The following is a 22,440-nucleotide window of genomic DNA, read 5'->3' as shown; positions in this document are numbered from 1 at the left end:
TTCGGACCGGTCAGAAAGAGGCCAGCAGAAAGCTGTGGGAAGATTATAAAGAGAAAGAAAAAGCGGAATTACTGGATGACAGTGAAAGCAGAAATCTGCAGCTTTGGGAGGAGATCAATGAGAAAAAGAAGAGAAAGTGATCAGAAAAAACCAAAAGAAATGAAAATTCCCAGTAGGAAAACCTGTTTTATTGGTTTTTTTCTGCTGGTCTTATGCATCTGGATGCTCCCTTCCATTGCTGTCTATGGATTTGATGTGTTAGGGATGGATAGTTTTGATACCGGCGGATTTGATATGAATGTGGGAGAAGGAACCGGACAGCTGCCGGAAGACTGGGAAGAAAGCTATGCAGGAGAAGGAAGTGATGATAGTAATTGGAACAGAGAAGAAGGAAATACTGAGGAGTATTCCGCTGCCTGGGCAGAATCAGAGAATGATCAGGGGGAGTCTGCACAATGGAATTTAGATTTTCAGACAGATGAGGTACGCTCTCAGGAAGAAAGCTTTATGGAAAATGGAAATACTGCGGCAGAAGTAGAGATAGCTGATACACCTGCGGAAAAACTGACGGAAACGCCGATACCAACAAAACTGCCAATACTGACTGAACAACCAATCCCCACACAGACAGTGATAGCAAGTCCATCTGTAACGTTGACTCAAAAACCAGTTCGAAAGTCAGTGACAGATGCATCAAAGAGGGAGAAGAAGCAAAATCCGGCATTATCTTATTATCGGACAGAACCAGCAGGAACGTCGGATAGGAAAAAAGAAAAAGAGCAAAAACCGGTGATCCGAATGAAAACAGACGGTAACAGGATCCGGATAGAGATCAGTCCGGATATTCCGTTCCAGATCCTTTCATTTCGGATCAATGGAAAAGAATGTGATTTTTACTGGCAGGGAAAAAAGCTTCTGGCGGAATTACCGAAAAAAAGCAGAAATCCCCGGAAAGCAGAACTCATGGGTTTTGTGAAATCCGGGAAGCTGTACTATGAAACCATGGACTTACCAGAAAAACAGTGATACAATAGGCATACTTACTGATTATTTTATACAACAGGAGGAATTTATGTATAAGGCAATCTTTTTTGATCTGGACGGAACATTAACAGAATCCGGAGAGGGAATTACGAAATCTGTACAGTATGCACTGGAGAAGCTTGGAGTTTCAGCACCGGATCTGGAGCCGCTGAAGGTTTTTGTGGGTCCGCCGCTTCTGGAACAGTTTATGAAATATGCGGGATTTGATAAAGAGACAGCGCAGAAGGGAATCGAATATTACAGAGAACGGTATTCAGAAAAAGGAATGTATGAGAACACCGTTTATCCGGGTGTGGAAAATGCCCTGGCAGAACTGAAACGTCGTGGCTACAGACTGGCTGTGGCGTCTGCGAAACCGACCTTTTACGTAACACAGATCATGGACCATTTTAATCTGAGTCGATATTTTGAGGTGATCGCCGGGACGGACCTCAATGGACCGAAAGTAACCAAATCTCAGGTGATCGAGGAAGCTCTGGAAAGAATGAGCCTTTCTGACCACCGTGACCAGGTGATCATGGTGGGTGACAGAGAACATGACATTCTCGGAGCCAGACGATGCGGGATCCAGTGTGTGGCTGTATCTTACGGATATGGAAGCAGAGAAGAACTGGAAAAGGCACAGCCTCTTCAGATCGTAGCTTCCGCAGATGAACTTCTGAATTTTTTCGTCTGACCCCTCTGCACAGACAGAATATTTTTCAAATAGTGTGGAGGGAGCTTTATCCGGCAGGAATCCATTATCTTATCGGACAGATCCTCGGAAGCGCCGTGCTTCTCTGGCTGGCAGGGCATGTCGGCAACGCACAGGAAAGGTACTATAGTTATACGCTGGTGATCACCGGACTTACCGGAGTGCTGGTTATGTTTCCGGCAGTATATTTTTACCGAAAGGATCGTATAGGAAGGCTGATCGGCGGTTTGACTTCCGTTGAGGAACAAAGGCTATCTATTCCTGAAATGCTGCTTCTTCTTGCTGCTGGAGCCGGATTTGCCCAGTATGCCAATGTGCTGGTGGCGATTCTGCAGAACTGGATCTCATCCAGCTATGGAGAGACGATGACGAAGATCACCTCAGGAAAGAGTTTGTTTATGATGATCTTTTGGATGGGGATCATAGCGCCCGTTGCAGAAGAAATGATCTTTCGCTGGCTGATCTATCTGCGACTTCGGGATCACTTTTCAGTGCTGGTTTCCGCTGTGATCTCTGCGGCGTTTTTCGGAATTTATCACGGAAATGTCCTGCAGGCTGTGTATGCGTTTGTTCTGGGAGGGATTTCTGCGTGGTTTCTGGAGATGGGCGGTAATAAGTGGACCAGTGTGCTGATGCACATCGGAGCCAATACCTGGATACTTATTTTCAGTGAATACGCCCAGACTCTGGTGGAAAAAGCCGGAGCAGGAAGCCTTCTGATGATCTATGGTGTTTTTGCGGCAGCGATGATCGGAGGATATCAGTATTTTGCGCGCCGGGGAGAAAAACGTGGCTACCGGGCTGTCTGATCCAATGTGGATCATGAATATCTGCCTGCTAATGGATCAGGCAGAGTGAAAGATAAATATTTGCTTTACAGAGAATCTGTAGTGGGATCATAGTATAAGGATGCCATTACAGATTTTTTTTATAAAAATATGCCGGAATCTTTTGCTGCCGGTAAATTTATATAGATTTTATATTTATTTAAGAGACCATTTCTTGCGTACCTTTGTATCACGTGCTATCATAAGTGTATTAAAAGAATTAATACACTTAATACACAGATTACAGAGAAAGGAGCGTCGTATGTTATTCTTGGACTATCAGGACAGACGTCCCATTTACGAGCAGATCGTAGAGAAATTCCGGATGCTGATCCTGTCAGGAGCTGTGGAGCCATCTTCCAAGATGCCATCTGTGCGGCAGCTGGCCGTGGAATTATCCATCAATCCCAATACCATCCAGCGGGCATATATGGAACTGGAGCAGCAGGGTCTGATCTGTCCGGTGAAGGGAAAAGGCAGTTTTGTCACAGACAGTAGCAGGATCAGGCAGATCGGTGTGGAAGAAACTTTAAGTGAGCTGAAAAAGATCACAGAAAAGGGAATGGCTCTGGGAGTAGGGGAGGAAGAAATGATCGGTGTGATCCGCTTATGCTATAAGGAGGGAAACAATGATTGAGATAAAAAACTGCAGCAAAGCTTTTGGTAAGATACAGGCAGTAAATAAGGTCACCATGGATATCGGGGAACGGGAGGTTTTTGGACTGATCGGCTCCAACGGTGCGGGAAAAAGTACTCTGCTCCGTATCATGGCCGGGATCATCCGTCAGGACAGAGGAGAGGTGCTGATGGATGAAGAACCGGTTTTTGAAAATGAAAGGATCAAAGAGCATTTTTTCTACATCCCGGACGATGCATATATTCCGGCAAATTACAATGCTCTGGACATGGCAGAATTTTACCGTTGTATTTATCCGGGATTTCAGCAGACGCGTTTTGAGACAATGATGAAGCAGTTTCATCTGGATGGAAAACGAAAAATCAGCACTTTTTCCAAGGGAATGAAGAAACAGCTTCTGGTGATCCTGGGAATCAGTACAGGAACGAAATATCTGTTTTGTGATGAAACCTTTGATGGCCTGGACCCGGTAATGCGCCAGGCAGTAAAAAGTATTTTTGCATCGGAGATCATGAGTCGTGAATTTACGCCGGTGATCGCTTCCCACAATCTTCGGGAGCTGGAAGATATCTGCGATCACATCGGGCTTCTTCATCAGGGAGGAATTCTCCTTTCCAGAGATCTGGAGGATATGAAATTCCACATCCATAAGATCCAGTGTGTACTTACTGACAAAAAGAAAGAAGAAGAATTAAAGAAAGAGCTGGATGTTTTGAAAACAGAGCATCAGGGCTCCCTGTTGCTTATTACTGCAAGGGGAACAAGAAGAGAGATCATGGAGAAGATACAGGCAAAAAATCCTCTTTTCTGCGAAGTGCTCCCACTGACTCTGGAAGAAATATTTATCAGCGAAACGGAGGTGGCAGGCTATGAAGTCAAAAATTTATTCCAGTGAGTATATGAAATCCTCTTCTAAAGGACAAAGATGGATCCCGGCATTTGCCATGATCGCATTTCTCCTTGCATTTCCGGTAGCGGAACTTATTCTGATGGGAAAATGGAATGAGCGCAGTTATACTCAGAGTCAGCTTTCCTATCTGTATTCCAGCCTGTGGAACAGTGACTTTCTCACAATGGGAGCAGCTGTGGCTGCGGTAACCGCATTTTTTGCAGCAGTAAGCGGCTTCTGGTATCTGTATTCCCCGAGAAAAGTGGATTTCTATCACAGCCTTCCGGTAAAGCGAAGTGCACTGTTTCTGCACAGAGTATTGTTGGCTGTTCTTTATTATCTGGTGCCATATGTGATCATGGAATTTGCTGCGGTATGCATCGGGGCAGCCAGAGGATATTACAGCCTTTCCATTATGAAAAAGGCACTGATCCTGCTGGTGCTCCATCTCCTGATGTATCTTCTGGTGTATTTTTCCACAGTGCTGGTGATCGCCTGCACCGGTACCATGTTGATGGGAGCACTTGCATGGGCAGGGCTGTTTACCTACAGTATCGTTCTGGCAGTGATGCTGCAGTTAAGCGGACATTTATTTTTTGATACCTGGTACGAGGGCAGTTACGGAATTCTGGCAGCAGTGCGGAATCTGGGATCTCCTCTTATGGTGATCGTAAGCTTTATAGATAGATACAGCAGCGGAAGCTTTGGAAAGCAGTTGCTGATACTGATCCTCACGCTGTTTATCATGGCAGCACTTTCCTGGATGGCATTTTGCAGACGAAGGTCAGAGAATACCGGAAAAGCTCTGGTATATACCTGGATGGAGCCGGTCTTAAGTGCCCTGATCACAATACCATCCGGACTGGGGATCGGTCTGATCTTTTATATGATTCCGGAAGATTCATCCAAAACAGCATGGTGGATCTTCGGAATGATACTGGGAACGATCCTGGTCCATGGAATTCTGGAAGTGATCTATGAAATGGATTTTCGCAGATTTTTCCGCAGAAAAGTGCAGCTTATGATCCTTGGAGGTGTTGTGGCAATCTGTGCGCTGACCATGAAAATGGATCTTCTGGGATATGACAGTTATTTTCCGGCTTATGACAATCTTCAGGGAGTTGTGATAAATGTAAGCAATCTTTCATATACAGAGCAGCTTTGCAATGTGGAAAAAAAAGAAAACGGAATCTATAAGATCCGGTATACTGCCACCTCAGACAATAGTTCCGGTCTGCTGGATCAGCCGGTGATGAAAAGTAAAGCATTATATAACAGTCTGAAGGATATCAGGCTTCAGAATGAAAAAGGAAAAAAATCAGGAAGGCGCATGTATGTGCGCTACATAAATAAACAGGGATTCAGTGTATGCAGAGGCTATATTGTATCCTCTGCACAGGCACAGAATCTTATGGAAGCCCTGTATGATGAGCAGACATGGAAAGAAGACAGATATTCATTTTTTCAGCTGGACAAACAGTATCTGAAAGAGGTCACCGGTATTTTCTGTGACGGAGATATTCAAACCTTATTTGAGAAAAATGCAGAGAAGCGTCAGGCGCTGGCAGAGGCGCTGAGAAAGGACATTCTGGAAAATGGCGGTCAGACAGTAAAAGACCAGCCATGTGCAATGCTGATGTTCGATTATACGGGAATTCCGTCAGAAGGCTACATGGATGAATGGGGAATGAATGTACCGGCTGTGCAGGAAGGAGAGAATGTGTCCACATCCGTTCTGGTGTATCCGTCATATAAGAGAACACTTGCAATTTTGGAAGAAACAGGATATCCTCTTTCTATGGATGAGCTGTCTGTTGAGTATATTGATGTTTATTACTTCAGCTCCGAAGCTGCCGGCGAAGATGATGAAGCTTTTTCCGACACTGAGCCCATTTCGGATCTTGAAGAAACAGATAACGGTTATAAAGTCCGTTACGATAAAAAGGAACAGCTGGAAGCCCTGAAAAAATGTATCCGTCCATCACAGCTGGTAAACGGATGGACTATCTGGAATGCAGATGCCACAATGGAAGTGGTTCTGGAAGGACAAGAGAGCACCGGCGGGGATTCCGGACTTTATATGACATTTGCCGGTGAGATCCCGGATTTTATCAGAGCAGATGCAAAGGCAGCCCATGTAACAGAATGGGAGGTAAATGATTAATGGAAAAACCAGTCCGGTTAGATAAATTTCTGGCAGATGCCGGCGCAGGTACAAGAGGCGAGGTAAAAAAATACATACAGAAGGGTCAGGTGCAGGTTAACGGGAAATCTGTGAAGAAACCGGAGCTGAAAGTAACAGAAGAAGATCAGGTGGTTATGAACGGGCAGGAGATCCATGCTGCACCGGAATATGTATACTATCTTTTTAACAAGCCGGCAGGCTGTGTCAGCGCAACGGAGGACTTCAGAGATAAAACGGTTCTTGACTACATTGAAGAGAAAGACAGAAGAAAGGGTCTTTTTCCGGTGGGACGCTTGGATAAAGATACAGAAGGCTTTCTTCTGATCACAGATGACGGTCCTCTGGCACACGAGCTTCTTTCTCCGAAAAAGCATGTGGATAAGACCTACTATGCAAAAGTATCCGGGAAAGTGACAGAAGAAGATGTCGTGAAGCTGGCAGAAGGCGTGGATATCGGGGAAAAAGATCTCACACGACCGGCAAGGCTGGAGATCCTTTCTACCTGGGAGTCCGGTACAGAATCGGCAGAAGCCGGTAAGAACTGGGAATCTGAGATCCGACTTACCATCCACGAGGGAAAATTCCATCAGGTAAAACGGATGATGGAGGCACTGGGAAAAAAAGTAACTTATCTGAAAAGACTATCCATGGGGCCGCTGGCGCTTCCTTCAGATCTTCCGACAGGAAAATATCGTTCTCTCACCGAAAAAGAGCTGGAGCTTCTGAAGTCTGCCGGAAACCGCTGAAAAACAGAAAAAAATTGGAAAAATCCCCTTTACATAAGGGGATTTTCTATGCTATAATTCAGAAGTTGCAAAAATAAGCACGCACGGCGATTCTATAAGGATGGTGCCCTACGGTGTGAGGATGGGTCCAGAGAGAAGGCGACCTGTGCGGAAGAATTTAACCAAAAAGGAGAAAAGACATGAGCGTTATTTCAATGAAGCAGCTTTTAGAGGCAGGTGTTCATTTCGGACATCAGACAAGAAGATGGAACCCTAAAATGGCTCCGTACATCTACACAGAGAGAAATGGTATCTATATCATCGATCTTCAGCAGTCTGTAGGAATGGTTGACGATGCTTACAATGCAGTAGCAGATATCGTTGCCAACGGTGGACACATCCTTTTCGTAGGAACTAAGAAACAGGCTCAGGATGCTATCCGTACAGAGGCAGAGCGTTGTGGAGAGTTCTTCGTAAATGAGAGATGGCTTGGTGGTATGCTTACAAACTTCAAGACAATCCAGAGCCGTATCGCAAGACTGAAAGAGATCGAGACAATGGAAGCTGACGGAACATTCGACGTACTTCCTAAGAAAGAAGTTATCGAGCTTCGCAAAGAGCTTGTTAAGCTTCAGAAGAACCTTGGCGGAATCAAAGAGATGAAGAGAATCCCGGATGCTATCTTTATCGTAGATCCTAAGAAAGAGAGAATCTGCGTACAGGAGGCTCATACACTTGGAATCCCGCTTATCGGTATCTGCGATACTAACTGTGATCCGGAAGAGCTTGACTATGTGATCCCGGGAAATGACGATGCTATCCGTGCAGTAAAACTCATCGTTTCCAAGATGGCTGACGCTGTTATTGAGGCTAAGCAGGGAACTGCTGAGGCAGATGGCGAGATCGAGGCTGAGTCTGAGGAGTTTGCAGCTACAGAGGAATAATTCGTATAAACAGAATATTTCAGGAGGAAACGAACAATGGCTATTACAGCAGCACAGGTAAAAGAGTTAAGAGAGATGACCGGCGCCGGAATGATGGATTGTAAGAAAGCTCTTACAGCTACAGAAGGCGATATGGATAAAGCAGTTGAGTTCCTGCGTGAGAAGGGTCTTGCTACAGCACAGAAGAAAGCAAGCCGTATCGCAGCAGAGGGTCTTTGCAAAACTCTGGTAACAGAGGATGGAAAGAAAGCAGTCGTTGTTGAGGTTAATGCTGAGACAGACTTCGTTGCAAAGAACGAGAAGTTCCAGGGCTATGTTGCAGATGTTGCAGCACAGGCACTTAACACAACAGCAGCTGATATCGATGCTTTCCTTGCTGAGGCATGGGCACTTGATACAACCAAGACTGTAAAAGAGGCTCTTGCAGCTCAGATCGCAGTAATCGGCGAGAACATGAACATCCGTAGATTTGCTCAGGTTGAGGAGCAGAACGGATTCATCGCTTCCTACACTCATATGGGTGGAAAGATCGGCGTTCTTGTAGACGTTGAGACAGATGTTGTTAACGATGCTGTTAAAGAGATGGCTAAGAACGTAGCTATGCAGATCGCAGCTCTGAAACCGCAGTACACAAGCGACAAGGAAGTAAGCGCTGACTATATCGAGCATGAGAAAGAGATCCTTATGGCTCAGATTCAGAACGACCCGAAGGAGTCCCAGAAACCGGCTAAGGTTATCGAGGGAATGATCACAGGACGTATCAAGAAAGAACTCAAAGAGATCTGCCTTCTTGACCAGACATACGTAAAAGCAGAGGACGGAAAACAGTCCGTTGCTAAATACGTAGAGCAGGTAGCAAAAGAGAACGGCGCTAAGATCCAGATCAAAGGCTTCGTTCGCTACGAGACAGGCGATGGTCTTGAGAAGAAAGAAGAGAACTTCGCTGAGGAAGTTGCAAAACAGATGAACGCATAATCTTACAGTTCGCATAAGAATTTGAACCGTAATTTTATCATGTAAATCAATGAAAAACCTTGAATTTCCTATGAAAATGGGATGATTCAAGGTTTTTTTGCGTATTGGGGAATAAATTCGAGACTGTGAGAAAAAGTCTGTAAATAAGATTCTTCTATGATATGCAAGGTTGGCAAGCCTGAAAAACAGGCTTCTCACCCTTGTTTTATATATAACAGTGGTAGGGCGGTGGAATTTAAATAAAAAATTTACACTTTACAAATAACAGATAAAGTATTAAAATGAACAAAAAGATATCTTCAGGGCAGGGTGTGATTCCCTACCGGCGGTAGAGCCCGCGAGCCGAAAGGCATGATCCGGTGAGATTCCGGGGCCGACAGTACAGTCTGGATGGAAGAAGATGATAGTACAGTTGATTTTTGTATGAATGAATGTAGTATCAGAGCTCTGAGATGGTGATCCATTTCAGAGCTTTTTGTGTAGGAAATAATCAGACATTCATTTATTGATCATATGTAACAGATCAATTCCACCCTGCAGATATTTCTGCAGGCTTTTTTTGTATTTGGAACATCGTTTTCGAAATAAATATACCACTCACTTGTCTGTGAATCCGATTGCACAGGTCTAAAAGCCTTGGCGTACCAGGCAAAGAACAGGAATAAGAAAGAAGGAATAAAAATGACGGATCAGGAATATATGCTTCGGGCGATTCAGCTGGCCAAAAAAGGAGAAGGCTGGACGAATCCCAATCCGATGGTAGGGGCAGTGATCGTAAAAGACGGAAGGATCATCGGGGAAGGCTATCATAAAAAGTATGGAGAACTTCACGCAGAACGTAATGCTATTGCTTCTCTTACAGAACCAGCAGAAGGTGCGGTGATTTATGTTACGCTGGAGCCTTGCTGTCATCATGGAAAAACACCTCCATGTACGGAAGCGATCATTGAACAGAAGATCAGAAAAGTGGTGATCGGTTCCCGAGATCCGAATCCGAAAGTGGCAGGAAAAGGTGTACAGATGTTAAGGGAAGCCGGTGTAACAGTAGTTGAAGATTTTATGAGAGAAGAATGTGATCAGCTGAATCCGGTGTTTTTCCATTATATTACTACGAAAACCCCATACGTGGTGATGAAGTATGCCATGACACTGGATGGGAAGATCGCAACGAAGACAGGAGCATCAAAATGGATCACCGGAGAAGCGGCAAGAAAAGAAGTACAGCATATGCGGCATCAGTACATGGGGATCATGGCAGGTATTGGAACTGTGCTTGCAGATGATCCGATGTTAAACGTCCGGGTAGAAGGCTGGAAAAGTCCTGTCAGGATTGTGTGCGACAGTAAGCTCAGGATCCCGCCGGACAGTCAGATCGTAAAAAGTGCGGAAAAGTACCGGACGATCGTGGCTTATGCAGATCAGAAAAATACAGAAGAAAAAATAAAAATATTACATACCATGGGAGTTGAGACCATTTACTGTCCGGATGAAAAGGATCAGATAGACCTTAAGAAGCTGATGACAGATCTTGGAAACAGGGGTATTGACAGCATCCTCCTGGAGGGAGGCGGTACGTTAAATGACAGTGCCCTGCGAGCCGGAATTGTAAAGGAAGTACAGGCTTTTGTGGCACCAAAGCTGTTTGGTGGTGTGGCCGGGAAGACACCGGTAGAAGGTATCGGAGTTGAATTCCCGTCTGAAGCAGTAGAACTGAAATATATAGATATCTGCCAGATCGGTGAGGACATCCGGATAAGATGTCAGGTGTGTGAGAAAAAACAGGAGGAATCATGTTTACAGGAATCGTAGAAGAGAAAGGAAAAGTCCGTTATATACAGTTGACAGGAGAATCAGGGATCCTGGCAGTGAAAGCCCGGAAAGTCCTGGAAGGGACAAGGATCGGTGACAGTATTGCTGTGAATGGTGTGTGTCTGACAGTTACGTCGATCCAGCCGGACGGATTTACTGCCGATGTGATGGCAGAGACGATCAGAAGAAGCAGTCTTGGCAGCTGTAAAGCCGGAAGCCAGGTAAACCTGGAACGTGCAATGACTGCAGATGGCAGGTTCGGGGGACACATAGTAAGCGGCCATATTGATGGGACTGGAGTGATACGTTCCATGCTCCGGGAAGAAAATGCCATCTGGGTATCAATTGAGACATCGCCACAGATCTTGCATCTGATCGTGGAAAAAGGATCCGTTTGTATTGATGGGATCAGCCTGACAGTTGCAAGGGTTGATGAAGCTGGTTTTCAGGTGTCGGTCATTCCACATACAGGAGAAGAAACCACCCTTTTGGAAAAGGTGCCGGGGGATCTGGTTAATCTGGAAAATGATGTGATCGGAAAATATGTAGAAAAACTGCTTGGCATCAGAAAAAATGAAGAAGAGAAAAAAGAATCCGGAATTACGATGGAGTTTCTTGAAGAATTCGGGTTTTAGAACAGGAGGATATACACTATGTCACAAAATTATCAGTACAACACAATTGAAGAGGCACTTAGGGATCTTAAGGAAGGAAAAATAATTCTGGTCACAGATGATCCGGACAGAGAAAATGAGGGAGATCTGATATGTGCGGCAGAGTTTGCGACCCGGGAAAATATTAATTTCATGGCGACTTATGCAAAGGGTCTTATCTGTACACCGATGAGTGCAGAAATTGCGGCGAGATTGAATTTTCCGCCGATGGTTGCTGAGAACACGGACAATCACAGTACAGCATTTACCGTGGCAGTGGATCACGCAGATACAACCACCGGTATCTCTGCGGCAGAACGCTCCTATACCATTATGAAGTGTGTGGATGATCAGTCAAAACCGGAGGATTTCAGAAGACCGGGACATGTATTTCCGCTTATTTCCAGAAAAGGCGGGGTTCTGGTACGAAATGGCCATACGGAGGCAACAACAGATCTTATGAGACTTGCCGGACTGAAAGAATGCGGCGTGTGCTGTGAAGTTATGAAAGAAGACGGCACTATGATGCGTACATCACAGCTATGGGAAATGGCAAAAGAGCATAACCTTACATTTATTACGATCCGTGATCTGCAGGATTATATAAGAATACATGAAAAGCATGTAAAGGAGGAAGCAGCTGCAAACCTCCCAACGCAGTACGGTGATTTTAAAATGTATGGCTATATCAATGACATTACAGGAGAGCATCATCTGGCACTGGTAAAAGGTGATCTAGGAGATGGTGAGGATGTGCTTTGCCGTGTACATTCGGAGTGCCTGACAGGAGATGCATTCGGATCGCTCAGATGTGACTGCGGCCTGCAGCTGCAGACAGCGATGCGTCAGGTAGAGGCGGAAGGCAGAGGGATCATTCTGTATATGAGACAGGAAGGCAGAGGGATCGGACTGATCAATAAGATCAAAGCCTATGCGCTTCAGGAACAGGGATATGATACCGTGGAGGCTAATGTGAAGTTAGGGTTTGCACCGGATCTCAGAGAGTACTGGGTTGGGGCACAGATACTGTCAGACCTTGGTGTGAAATCATTAAGATTACTGACCAATAACCCGGATAAAGTCTATGGGCTTGGCGAATTCGGGTTGAAGATCAATGAGAGAGTACCATTGGAGATTCCGGTACAAAAGTATGACCGGAAGTATATGAAGACGAAGCAGGAAAAGATGGGTCATATTTTTAAAGAAATAAATTTATAAAAAACAGCAAATAGCAGGAGGAAGAAAAAATGAGACAGATCAATTTAGTAGAAGGAAAAGTAGTAGCACCGGAGGGAATGAAAGTTGGTATCGTGGCAGCGAGATTCAATGAGATCATTGTGAATAAATTATTGGGAGGGGCAGTCGACGGACTGGTAAGACATGGAGTAGAAGAAGAGAATATTACTGCAGCATGGGTGCCGGGAGCGTTTGAGATCCCGCTTACAGCACAGAAAATGGCACAGTCCGGAAAATATGATGCAGTTATCTGCGTGGGAGCTGTCATCCGTGGAGATACTTCACATTATGATCTGGTGTGCAATGAATCTGCCAAGGGGATCGCACAGGTTGAACTTGCAACAGGGATTCCGGTCTTATTCGGAGTGATCACGACTGAGAATATCGAGCAGGCTATTGCGCGTGCAGGAAGCAAAGCGGGAAATAAAGGCTATGACTGTGCGTTATCTGCGATCGAGATGGTCAATCTGATGAAGCAGCTCTAATAGATAGGGAAATAAATGATGACAAAAACGATCATATTCGATTATGATGGAACGATCCATCATACCATTGGAATCTATGAACCGGCATTTCGTGAAACCTATCAGTGGCTGACAGAACAGAAGGCTGCAGAAGAACGGGAGATAGGCTCGGCGGAAATTGCCGGCTGGCTGGGATTTAACAGTAAGGAGATGTGGAATACATTTTTGCCGGAGCTGGATCAGAGCTATAAAGAGCAGGCGAGCAGGATGGTAGGAGAACTGATGGTCAGACAGATCAGGAAGCATAAGGCAGTGTGGTATCCGGGAGCAGAGGAGATGCTTACAGCCTTGAAGAACCGGGGATATCATCTTGTGATCTTAAGTAACTGTAAAGCTTCCTATCGTGAGGCGCACTGGAAGGAATTTGGGATGGAACGATGGTTCGATCATTTTTATGACTGCGAATCGTATGGATTCCGTCCAAAGACAGAAATTGTGCAGGAAATCATCCGGGAATATACAGGCCCTTATCTGGTGGTCGGAGACAGGAGGCAGGATCTGGAATGTGCCAGAGCCTGCAAAAGCCCATTTATAGGATGCCTGTATGGATATGGTGAGAGCGGGGAGCTGAACGGAGCAGATCGTCTTGCAGAACATATAGAGGATATACCACAGTTGGTGATATGAGGATGAGTTCAGCTTTATCCGAAAGTAGAAGCTGTACACTGACAGAAGGCATAGGACTGACGGGAACGGCATAAATATTATAAAAATCCGAAGGGTCCTGAAATATGATTTCCCTCAGTCTATGTATGATCGTAAAAAATGAAGAAGCAGTTCTTGAGAGGATCTTGAAGTCGGTTTCTCAGGTGATGGATGCGATCCTGATCGCAGATACCGGTTCTTCAGACAGAACAAAAGAGATCGCGGAGCAGTATACGTCGCAGGTGTTTGATTTTCCCTGGTGTGATGATTTTTCTGCTCCGCGTAATTTTCTTCTGGAAAAAGTTCGCACCGATTACTGGATGTGGCTGGATGCGGATGATGTCCTAGATGAAGAAAATCTGGAAAAACTGAAGAGTCTTAAAGAAACTCTGGATCCCGGAACAGATGTTGTGATGATGGAATATGCGGCAGGGTTTGACCAGAGCGGGAGAACAACATTTTCTTATTTTCGGGAGCGGATAATGAAAACATCCAGAAATTTCAGATGGAATGGGGCAGTTCATGAAACTGTGATTCCGGAGGGAAATATCATTTATTCAGATGTGGTGATCCGGCACCGGAAATGTGGAAAAGGTGATCCGGACCGTAATCTTCGCATTTATGAAAAAATGCTGGCAGGAGGAGAAACGCTGGAACCCAGACATCAGCTTTATTATGGGAGAGAACTGTATTATCATCAGCGTTATCCGGAGACAGAGGCTGTGTTGGTGGAGTTCCTGAAAAATCCATCCGGATGGCTGGAAAATAAGATCGATGCCTGTTTTGTACTTGGACAGTGCTACCGGAAAATGGGAGAAAAAAAGTACGCACTGGAAGCTTTTCTGTACAGTCTGACTATGGATGTGCCGAGGGCGGAAATCTGTTGTGAGGTCGGAAAGATTTTTCTGGAAAGAGAGCTTCCCAGACAGGCTGGCTATTGGTATGGGCAGGCGCTTACTGTGCCGTCAGATAAGAAAAAATGTGGATTTTTTATGGCTGAGTGTCATGGATTTGTGCCATATATGCAGCTTTGCGTTTGTTATGATAAGATGGGATGTCCGGAGCAGGCATTCTTTTTTCATAAGAAAGCGAAGGGACTGAAGCCGGAAGATCCGGGAGTATTGTATGACCAGAAATATTTCTGGGAAAAATATGGTCTGGTATAAAAGAAAAGATATCTTTATTATATTTTTCCTGGCAGGGTACAAGCTTGCGGGGATCCTATGCACAGGTAAAAGCTGTTGTCATATACTGTAGGGAAAGTTATTTTCCTATGAGGTGATCGAAGAATGCTGTTCAGGCATCGAAAACGTAAGGAAATGGAAATGCAGCAGGACAGTCATGAGGATTTGTCCTGTATGTCCTGTTATGGAAATCATAGTTCCTGTGGATGTGACAGATGTGGAACAAGAGGCTGCCCAGGCCCTGTGGGACCTACAGGACCAACCGGTCCCAGAGGCTGTCCGGGAGTTCCGGGTCCTATGGGTCCTCAGGGACCGCAGGGGGAACCGGGAATACAGGGATATACGGGAGCCACTGGTCCGGCTGGAGCAACGGGTCCAGCCGGAGTCATCGGTCCGACGGGAGCAACAGGAGCCACCGGTCCTGCAGGAGTAACAGGTCCGACGGGAGCAACGGGAGCCACCGGTCCAGCGGGAGCAATGGGAGCGACGGGAGCAACAGGAGCCACTGGTCCAGCGGGAACGACGGGGGTAACAGGTCCGGCTGGTGCGATCGGAGCCACCGGTCCAGCAGGTCCAACAGGAGCAACAGGAGCCACTGGCCCTGCAGGAGCAGCCGGAGCCACCGGTCCTGCCGGAACAGTAACCCCGGCAGCTGCTGTTGGAAATGCAACAACGGTAGATGATATTGTGGAGGATTTTAATGCACTTCTTGCAAACCTTCGTGATGCAGGACTCCTGGAAAGATAGTGAAATGATAAACACACGTTACTGTGCGGCTGCGTATTTTATGCAGCCGCTGCATATTCTCCATAAAAATATTTCATTGTAGATTTCCGACGAAAGGTGCTATAATATTCTTATGTAAGTATGAACATGGGGGATGAAATCGTGAAAAAAAACAAGTATGAGATCGATATGTGTAATGGGTCGATCATGGACAAGCTGATTTCGTTTTCACTGCCGCTGATGCTGTCTGGTATCCTGCAGCTGATGTTCAATGCAGTGGATATCGTGGTAGTGGGACGTTTCAGCGGAAGTGAGGCACTGGCGGCAGTAGGCTCCACTACCGCACTGATCAATGTGTTTACCAACCTTTTTATCGGAATCTCTCTTGGTGCCAATGTGCTGGCAGCCAGATTTTATGCTTCCGGTAAGGATGAAGAAATGTCAGAAACAGTACATACATCGATCCTGCTGGCTCTGATCAGCGGAATCATCATGGCATTTCTGGGAGTGATCTTTGCCAGAATCTGCCTGGAGCTGATGGATACGCCGGAGGATGTGATCGATCTTTCCGCTCTTTATATGCGTATCTATTTTCTGGGAATGCCGTTTTTTATGCTGTATAACTATGGCGCAGCAATTCTGCGTGCAGTGGGAGATACCAAGCGGCCGTTGGTCTTTTTGATCATTTCCGGTTGTGCCAATGCGCTTCTGAACCTGTTTTTTGTGATTATTTGTCATTTAAGTGTGGCAGGTGTCGGAATCGGAACCGTGATTTCTCAGCTGATCTCCTGTATCCTTGTTCTCCGATGCCTGTATCAGACAGAGGGAAGCTATCAGCTGCGTTTTTCGAGTCTGTCCATAAATATGGAATATCTGAAACAGATCTTTCAGGTAGGGCTTCCAGCAGGAATCCAGAGTACGGTGATCAATTTTTCCAATGTGCTGCTCCAGTCCTCTGTAAATTCTTTTGGCTCCATTGCAATGGCAGGATATACGGCAGCAAACAATATCTTCGGATTTCTGTATGTGTCTGTAAATTCAGTTACCCAGGCCTGCATGAGCTTTACCAGTCAGAATTATGGTGTGCGAAAACCGAAACGTATGGACCGGGTGCTTGTTGACTGTATGATCCTGTCCTTTGTCGTATCCTTTGCCATGGGCTGTGGTGCATACTTTTTCGGTCCGCAGCTTCTGAAGATCTATACGGAAGACCCTAAGGTTATCCAATGCGGAATGGAGATTCTTGTCTATACCACAGTTACCTATTTCCTTTGCGGACAGATGGATCTGTTTCCGGGAGCACTGCGCGGAATGGGACGCTCCGGTGTCCCCATGATCCTGTCGATCATCGGAACCGTCGGACTCCGGATCGTGTGGATATTCGGAATTTTCCCGGCACACAGATCATTGAAGGTACTGTTTATTTCCTACCCGGCATCCTGGATCCTTACGATCATCATGCAGGTGACCTGTTTCTGGTTTGTAAGGCGGAAAGTTCACAGGCAGCTTCTGGGAGAGACTGCAGAATAAAAACGAATACACAGAATATCAGAAAAAGCGGATAGAATTCCGCTTTTCTGTGTTTACGGGGAAAATAAAACAGGTCAACTCATGTCCATTTTGCAAACAGGAGACATTGGAGCTGGAAAATAAAGAATATGGAGGAAACATGGAATTATTAAAACCTGATTATTACGACGAATTTACCTGTATTGCAGACAAATGCACCATCAGCTGCTGCAGGGAATGGAAGATCAACATAGATGATGAAACCTACAGAAACTGGAAAACCATCCAGCCGCCGTCAGAGGTGCCCGGACACAGAAGCTGCCTGCAGGCCTATACCATGAAAAAGGACGGCAGCCGGATCATGAAGATGACGGAAGAGCACGATTGTCCTTTTCTTGCAAAGAACAGACTGTGCTATCTGGTAAGTGCTTATGGGGATTCGATGCTTTCAGAGACCTGCCAGATTTTTCCAAGGGAGATCCATGAATTTCAGGATCATAAGGAAGCGACCATGATGCCCTGTTGCCCGGCTGTCCTGGACATCTGGAAGGAGAAGAAAAGAATCGCTTTTCCGGAAACTCCAAAAGAAAAGGAACAGCCGCTTTTTCTTGTGCGCCGGAAGGTTATGGATCTTATAATGGATCCTGAAAAAACACCGGAGGAAATCCTTCTTGAAAGTTTTTATGTTCTGAAGGAACTTCACTGGAACATGCCGCTTACCACAGAGCTTGTGGAAGATTATTTTTCAGAGAAAACGATTCGCCAACTGGAACATGCTATTAATGAAATAGAGCTGCCTGTTCTGGATACCATGGACGAATGCAATGAACTTTTGCAGGACCTGGCTGTAAATTACCGGAAAGAGGGACTTTACCGGAAATATCTGGAGCCGGTGATGGAACTTGCGGAGGAATTGTCCGAAGAATATGAGGAAGAGGAACTGGTGGAAGCCCGGGAGGATTTTTATCGGAAATTTCGTGTATATGAAGACCTTCTCCGGAGCTTTCTTGCCAACGAAGTATATTCAGATCTTCTGACACCGGAGGGAGATTTGGAAGATGCCCTGGTCCATATGCAGTGGATCGGTATGGAATATGCCACCATCCGCCAGGCTGTTTTTCTTCGGTGGCAGAAAGATGGACGGGGATCTCTTCCCTACGAAACACTCCGGGATTATATGGTAGTGATCTCCAGAATGACCGGATATGAGGAAGACGATATCCGGGAATATCTTGAGAACAGTTTTGAAGAGCTTCTGTGGGAGTGGGGATATTTTGCGCTGATCACAGGGAAATGACTTTATAACTTAAAGTTATATTAAGTATTAAAAATATACATTTTAATTATATGACGTTTTGTGTTAGAATATAGGACGAAAAGGGTAACAGAGGAATGTTAACCCGGAAATGGATAACGATCAGAAAGGAACTTGTTTTATGGATAAGGGAACAATTTTTAAATTTCATAATGACCTTGATACCGATCAGATCATTGCATCCCAGTATCTGCTTCTGCCGAATCTGGATGAAATGAAGGGCCACACATTTGAATCACTGGATCCGGATTTTTCCAAAAAGGTTAAACCGGGAGATTTTGTAGTTGGAGGAGAGAACTTCGGATGCGGATCCTCCAGAGAGCAGGCACCGGGTGTTCTTAAGGCACTTGGAGTAAAGGCAGTTATTGCGAAATCTTTTGCCCGTATTTTTTTCCGCAATGCCATTAATATCGGACTTCCGGCAATTGTCTGTAAGGATCTTCCGGATGCTGTGAAGACAGGAGATACCCTGGAGCTTCATATGTCCGAGGGAACTGCTGTTGCCAATGGTAAGACTTATTCCTGCACAAAACTGCCGGAATACATGCAGAATATACTGAATCAGGGCGGCCTTATCGCTTCTCTGAACCGTGAGGAGGAATAAGAGATGGGAATGACGATCGCAGAAAAAATCATCGCGGCAGCGGCTGGAGTGGACAGTGTAAAACCCGGAGATATCTATACAGTTTCACTGGATCATCTGATGAGTAATGACGGAACCACACATCTGACTGTTGATATGTACAACAATAAATTAAAAAATCCTCATATTGCAGATACAAAGAAGCTGGTATTTATCGTAGACCATAACGTACCGTCTGACAGCCCGAAAACAGCGGCATCCCAGAAAAAGATGAGAGATTTTGCAAGAGAAAATAATATTGATTTCTGGGAAGGAAAGGGTGTCTGCCACCAGATCATGATCGAGAATTATGTCCGTCCGGGACAGTTGATCTTCGGTGCTGACAGCCATACCTGTTCCTACGGAGCACTTGGTGCTTTCGGTACCGGTGTAGGATGTACAGATTTCCTTTACGGAATGGTAACCGGAACTTCCTGGGTCATGGTTCCGGAAACCGTAAAATTTAACCTGACAGGGAAGCTTCCTGAGGGCGTTTACGCAAGAGATCTGATCCTTACCATTATCGGCGAGATCGGGGCAAACGGCTGCAACTATCAGGCAATGGAGTTTACCGGTGAGGGCGCCAGAACATTAAGCATCAGCGACCGTATGGCACTTTGCAACATGGCTGTTGAGGCTGGTGCGAAGACAGGAATCTTTGAGGCTGATGATAAAGCTCTGGAATATCTGAAAGAGCATGGACGTGAGCCAAAAGCGGTATATCACAGCGATCCGGATGCCGTTTACGCAAGAGAGTATACCTTTGATCTTTCAAAAGTCCGTCCGGTTGTAGCGAAGCCAGACTTTGTTGACAATGTGGTTCCGGCTGAGGAAACCTGTGGCATCAAGATCAACGAAGCGTTCCTTGGCTCCTGCAATAACGGCCGTATTGAAGATCTCCGTGTAGGCGCAGAGGTGATCAAAGGCAAAAAAGTTGCAGAGGGAGTTCGTTTCCTGGTTGTTCCTGCAAGCCAGACCATCTATCGTCAGGCATTAAAGGAGGGGCTTATCGATATCTTCATGGAAGCAGGGGCTATTGTTATGAACCCGAACTGCAGTGTATGCTGGGGAAGCTGCCAGGGTGTTATCGGCGAGAATGAGGTTCTGATCAGCACAGGAACCCGTAATTTCAAGGGACGTGCAGGGCATCCGAGCTCCAAGGTTTACCTGGGATCTGCGGCAACAGTTACTGCATCTGCCGTTGCAGGTGAGATCGCAACTGCTGACAGAGTATAAGAGTTTCAGAAAAGATTTAAATAATATATTCAGAAATTATCAGAGGATGATCCGTTTCGGCGTGGGTTCTTATAACAGAGCAGACAGAAAACATTTGCCTGATGATACGGAACGGAATAAACAGGAGATATACATATGGAAGCATTTACAGGAAAAGTGTGGGTACTTGGTGATGATATTGATACGGATATCATTATCCCGACGGAGTACCTTGCACTGAAAACCATTGACGATATGAAACAGTACGGATTCAGCCCCCTTCGTCCGGAGCTGGCCGGACAGATCCAAAAGGGCGACATTATTGTAGCAGGAAAGAACTTCGGATGCGGATCCTCCAGAGAGCAGGCACCGGAGATCATCAAGGCACTGGGTGTGCAGTGTGTCATTGCGAAATCTTTTGCCCGGATCTTTTTCCGCAACTCCATTAACAACGGCCTTCTTCTTATTGAGCAGCCGGATCTTCATGACAATGTAAAAGAGGGAGATCAGGTTACGGTAGTAATGAATGAGCATGTAGAGCACAATGGAAAACAGTACCCGATCGCTTCTCTTCCGGAGAATCTGATGGATATCATCCAGGCTGGCGGACTGGTAAAAGCCATGCGTAAGCTGAACGGCCTGGACTAAAAAACGGAGAGGAGAGAAATAATGGGCGAGACGATCATTGAAAAAATTATCAGACATAATACAGGCAAGGCAGTAAAACCTGGTGATATCGTGACGGTCAATGTGGACAGAGTGATGATCCATGATATCTTTATTCCGTTTGTAGCGGAAAAATTTGAGGAGATGGGCTTTCAGAAGCTGTGGGATCCGGACAAGGTTGTTCTGATCTATGACCATCTTGTACCGGCAAGTCAGCAGGATGATACCAGACATTTCCATGTGGGAGATGCTTTTGCAGCTAAATATGGCATGAAAAACGTACACAGAAGTGACGGTATCTGTCATCAGCTTATGACTGAGGCAGGTTATGTTAAACCCGGTAATATTGTATTTGGCACAGACAGCCATACCACGACTTATGGATGTGTCGGTGCGTTTTCTTCCGGCATCGGTTACACAGAGATGGCCAGCATCTTGGGAACGGGAACCATGTGGATCAAGGTTCCGGAAACCATAAAGGTTGTGATCGACGGAGAACTTCCGGAGAATGTCATGTCCAAGGATATCATCCTCCGCCTGATCGGTGACCTTCGTGCAGATGGAGCTACTTACCGTGCTCTGGAATTTTCCGGAAGCACCATTGAAAACATGTCTGTGGCAAGCCGTATGACTATGGCGAATATGGCAATTGAGGCCGGTGCGAAATGTGCACTTTTTACACCGGATGAGAAGACAGCTGCTTACTGCAACGTAGAGCTTGATGATTATCAGAAGAGTCTTGTGGGAGATGAGGATGCTGTCTACATGAAGACCATAACTTATAAAGCAGAGGATTTTGTGCCGGTAATGGCATGTCCGTCTCAGGTGGACAAGATCCGTGATGTCAGTGAGCTTCAGGGTGAGACCATCGACCAGGTATTCATCGGTTCCTGCACCAACGGACGTCTGGAGGATCTTATGGCGGTAGCAGAGGTGCTGAAGGGCAAAAAGGTTGCAGACTTTGTAAAGCTGATTGTGACTCCTGCCAGCCGCAAAATTTACCGTCAGGCTATTGAGCTTGGCATTCTGGATACTCTTGCGGAAGCAGGGGCTATCATTACACATCCGGGCTGCGGACTTTGCTGCGGAAGGACCGGCGGAATCCTGACAGACGGTGAAAAGGTTGTGGCAACCAACAATCGTAATTTCCTGGGACGTATGGGAACTTCCAAGGTTCAGATCTATCTGGCATCTCCGAAAACAGCAGCAGCCTGTGCCGTTGCAGGCAAGATCGTAATGCCGGAATAAGAAGCAGAAGATCCTGAGAGAAATACTGCTGCCAGAAACAGATAAAGAAACGTATGAGAAAGACAGATTTTCGCAGAGGCGTCAGTCTGTCTTTTTTTACCGGATCAGAAGGATCCGGGATAAGTCATTTTTACAGAAAATGGGATTTATTGTATTATAATAACAGCC

Annotated in this window: 22 protein-coding genes and 1 riboswitch; all 22 genes read left to right on the top strand. The window is 45.7% G+C overall.

Annotated elements, in window-relative coordinates:
- Positions 1–117: 117 nt before the first annotated feature.
- The 22 genes from GPK58_RS08190 to GPK58_RS08085 all read left to right on the top strand — a co-directional run bounded on the left by GPK58_RS08190 (position 118) and on the right by GPK58_RS08085 (position 22,272).
- Positions 118–1,026 carry a hypothetical protein gene (locus tag GPK58_RS08190; protein WP_022427118.1) on the top strand — a complete coding sequence of 303 codons (909 nt, stop codon included), beginning with the start codon at positions 118–120 and terminating at the stop codon, positions 1,024–1,026.
- Between the two features lie 46 nt (positions 1,027–1,072).
- A complete protein-coding gene (locus GPK58_RS08185; protein ID WP_022427117.1) occupies positions 1,073–1,720 on the top strand; it encodes an HAD family hydrolase in 648 nt (215 codons plus the stop codon).
- A gap of 32 nt (positions 1,721–1,752) precedes the next feature.
- Positions 1,753–2,547, top strand: coding sequence for a CPBP family intramembrane glutamic endopeptidase (locus GPK58_RS08180; RefSeq protein WP_022427116.1), 795 nt, complete (start codon positions 1,753–1,755; stop codon positions 2,545–2,547).
- Between the two features lie 280 nt (positions 2,548–2,827).
- Positions 2,828–3,202, top strand: coding sequence for a GntR family transcriptional regulator (locus tag GPK58_RS08175; protein ID WP_022427115.1), 375 nt, complete (start codon positions 2,828–2,830; stop codon positions 3,200–3,202).
- Entirely contained in the window at positions 3,195–4,097 is a 903-nt protein-coding gene (locus GPK58_RS08170; protein ID WP_022427114.1) for an ABC transporter ATP-binding protein, read from the top strand. Before GPK58_RS08175 ends, GPK58_RS08170 begins: the two co-directional genes overlap by 8 nt.
- The gene (locus GPK58_RS08165; protein WP_215638477.1) at positions 4,072–6,255 is read left to right on the top strand and encodes a DUF6449 domain-containing protein; all 2,184 of its coding nucleotides are present in this window, start codon (positions 4,072–4,074) and stop codon (positions 6,253–6,255) included. Before GPK58_RS08170 ends, GPK58_RS08165 begins: the two co-directional genes overlap by 26 nt.
- On the top strand, positions 6,255–7,022 hold the full coding sequence (locus GPK58_RS08160) for a pseudouridine synthase (protein ID WP_022427111.1): 768 nt from the start codon (positions 6,255–6,257) through the stop codon (positions 7,020–7,022). Before GPK58_RS08165 ends, GPK58_RS08160 begins: the two co-directional genes overlap by 1 nt.
- A gap of 179 nt (positions 7,023–7,201) precedes the next feature.
- Positions 7,202–7,945, top strand: coding sequence for a 30S ribosomal protein S2 (rpsB, locus tag GPK58_RS08155; RefSeq protein ID WP_044960678.1), 744 nt, complete (start codon positions 7,202–7,204; stop codon positions 7,943–7,945).
- Between the two features lie 36 nt (positions 7,946–7,981).
- Positions 7,982–8,920: a translation elongation factor Ts gene (gene tsf, locus GPK58_RS08150; protein ID WP_215638476.1), complete on the top strand. Its 939-nt coding sequence runs from the start codon at positions 7,982–7,984 to the stop codon at positions 8,918–8,920.
- Positions 8,921–9,211: 291 nt separating this feature from the next.
- Positions 9,212–9,326, top strand: a riboswitch (FMN riboswitch).
- 275 nt (positions 9,327–9,601) lie between these two features.
- The gene (gene ribD, locus GPK58_RS08145; protein ID WP_129974986.1) at positions 9,602–10,729 is read left to right on the top strand and encodes a bifunctional diaminohydroxyphosphoribosylaminopyrimidine deaminase/5-amino-6-(5-phosphoribosylamino)uracil reductase RibD; all 1,128 of its coding nucleotides are present in this window, start codon (positions 9,602–9,604) and stop codon (positions 10,727–10,729) included.
- Positions 10,711–11,364 (top strand): riboflavin synthase, encoded by a 654-nt coding sequence (gene ribE / locus GPK58_RS08140; protein ID WP_215638475.1) that lies wholly within the window; start codon positions 10,711–10,713, stop codon positions 11,362–11,364. The genes ribD and ribE overlap by 19 nt, the downstream gene beginning before the upstream one ends.
- An 18-nt stretch (positions 11,365–11,382) precedes the next feature.
- Complete coding sequence (locus tag GPK58_RS08135) at positions 11,383–12,600, top strand: bifunctional 3,4-dihydroxy-2-butanone-4-phosphate synthase/GTP cyclohydrolase II (protein ID WP_015524672.1); 1,218 nt, start codon at positions 11,383–11,385, stop codon at positions 12,598–12,600.
- Positions 12,601–12,629: 29 nt separating this feature from the next.
- On the top strand, positions 12,630–13,103 hold the full coding sequence (gene ribH, locus GPK58_RS08130) for a 6,7-dimethyl-8-ribityllumazine synthase (RefSeq protein WP_006427673.1): 474 nt from the start codon (positions 12,630–12,632) through the stop codon (positions 13,101–13,103).
- An 18-nt stretch (positions 13,104–13,121) separates the two neighbouring features.
- The gene (locus GPK58_RS08125; RefSeq protein WP_174087829.1) at positions 13,122–13,769 is read left to right on the top strand and encodes an HAD family hydrolase; all 648 of its coding nucleotides are present in this window, start codon (positions 13,122–13,124) and stop codon (positions 13,767–13,769) included.
- Between the two features lie 104 nt (positions 13,770–13,873).
- On the top strand, positions 13,874–14,953 hold the full coding sequence (locus GPK58_RS08120) for a tetratricopeptide repeat-containing glycosyltransferase family 2 protein (RefSeq protein WP_215638474.1): 1,080 nt from the start codon (positions 13,874–13,876) through the stop codon (positions 14,951–14,953).
- 123 nt (positions 14,954–15,076) lie between these two features.
- Positions 15,077–15,718, top strand: a complete 642-nt coding sequence (locus tag GPK58_RS13415) for a collagen-like protein (protein WP_147603065.1) — start codon at positions 15,077–15,079, stop codon at positions 15,716–15,718.
- Positions 15,719–15,844: 126 nt separating this feature from the next.
- Entirely contained in the window at positions 15,845–17,227 is a 1,383-nt protein-coding gene (locus GPK58_RS08110; protein ID WP_334296139.1) for an MATE family efflux transporter, read from the top strand.
- A gap of 139 nt (positions 17,228–17,366) precedes the next feature.
- Positions 17,367–18,503: a flagellin lysine-N-methylase gene (fliB, locus tag GPK58_RS08105; protein ID WP_059086870.1), complete on the top strand. Its 1,137-nt coding sequence runs from the start codon at positions 17,367–17,369 to the stop codon at positions 18,501–18,503.
- A gap of 139 nt (positions 18,504–18,642) precedes the next feature.
- Positions 18,643–19,125 carry a LeuD/DmdB family oxidoreductase small subunit gene (locus GPK58_RS08100; protein ID WP_022426042.1) on the top strand — a complete coding sequence of 161 codons (483 nt, stop codon included), beginning with the start codon at positions 18,643–18,645 and terminating at the stop codon, positions 19,123–19,125.
- A gap of 3 nt (positions 19,126–19,128) precedes the next feature.
- Positions 19,129–20,379, top strand: a complete 1,251-nt coding sequence (locus GPK58_RS08095) for a 3-isopropylmalate dehydratase large subunit (RefSeq protein WP_138277378.1) — start codon at positions 19,129–19,131, stop codon at positions 20,377–20,379.
- Between the two features lie 135 nt (positions 20,380–20,514).
- The gene (locus GPK58_RS08090; RefSeq protein WP_015524680.1) at positions 20,515–21,006 is read left to right on the top strand and encodes a LeuD/DmdB family oxidoreductase small subunit; all 492 of its coding nucleotides are present in this window, start codon (positions 20,515–20,517) and stop codon (positions 21,004–21,006) included.
- 21 nt (positions 21,007–21,027) lie between these two features.
- The gene (locus tag GPK58_RS08085; RefSeq protein ID WP_022426044.1) at positions 21,028–22,272 is read left to right on the top strand and encodes a 3-isopropylmalate dehydratase large subunit; all 1,245 of its coding nucleotides are present in this window, start codon (positions 21,028–21,030) and stop codon (positions 22,270–22,272) included.
- Positions 22,273–22,440: the final 168 nt, after the last annotated feature.

It is taken from the genome of Blautia sp. MCC270 (assembly GCF_018785605.1).
Taxonomy (GTDB): Bacteria; Bacillota; Clostridia; order Lachnospirales; family Lachnospiraceae; genus Blautia_A; species Blautia_A fusiformis.
This window is presented reverse-complemented; position numbering and strand designations above follow the sequence as displayed.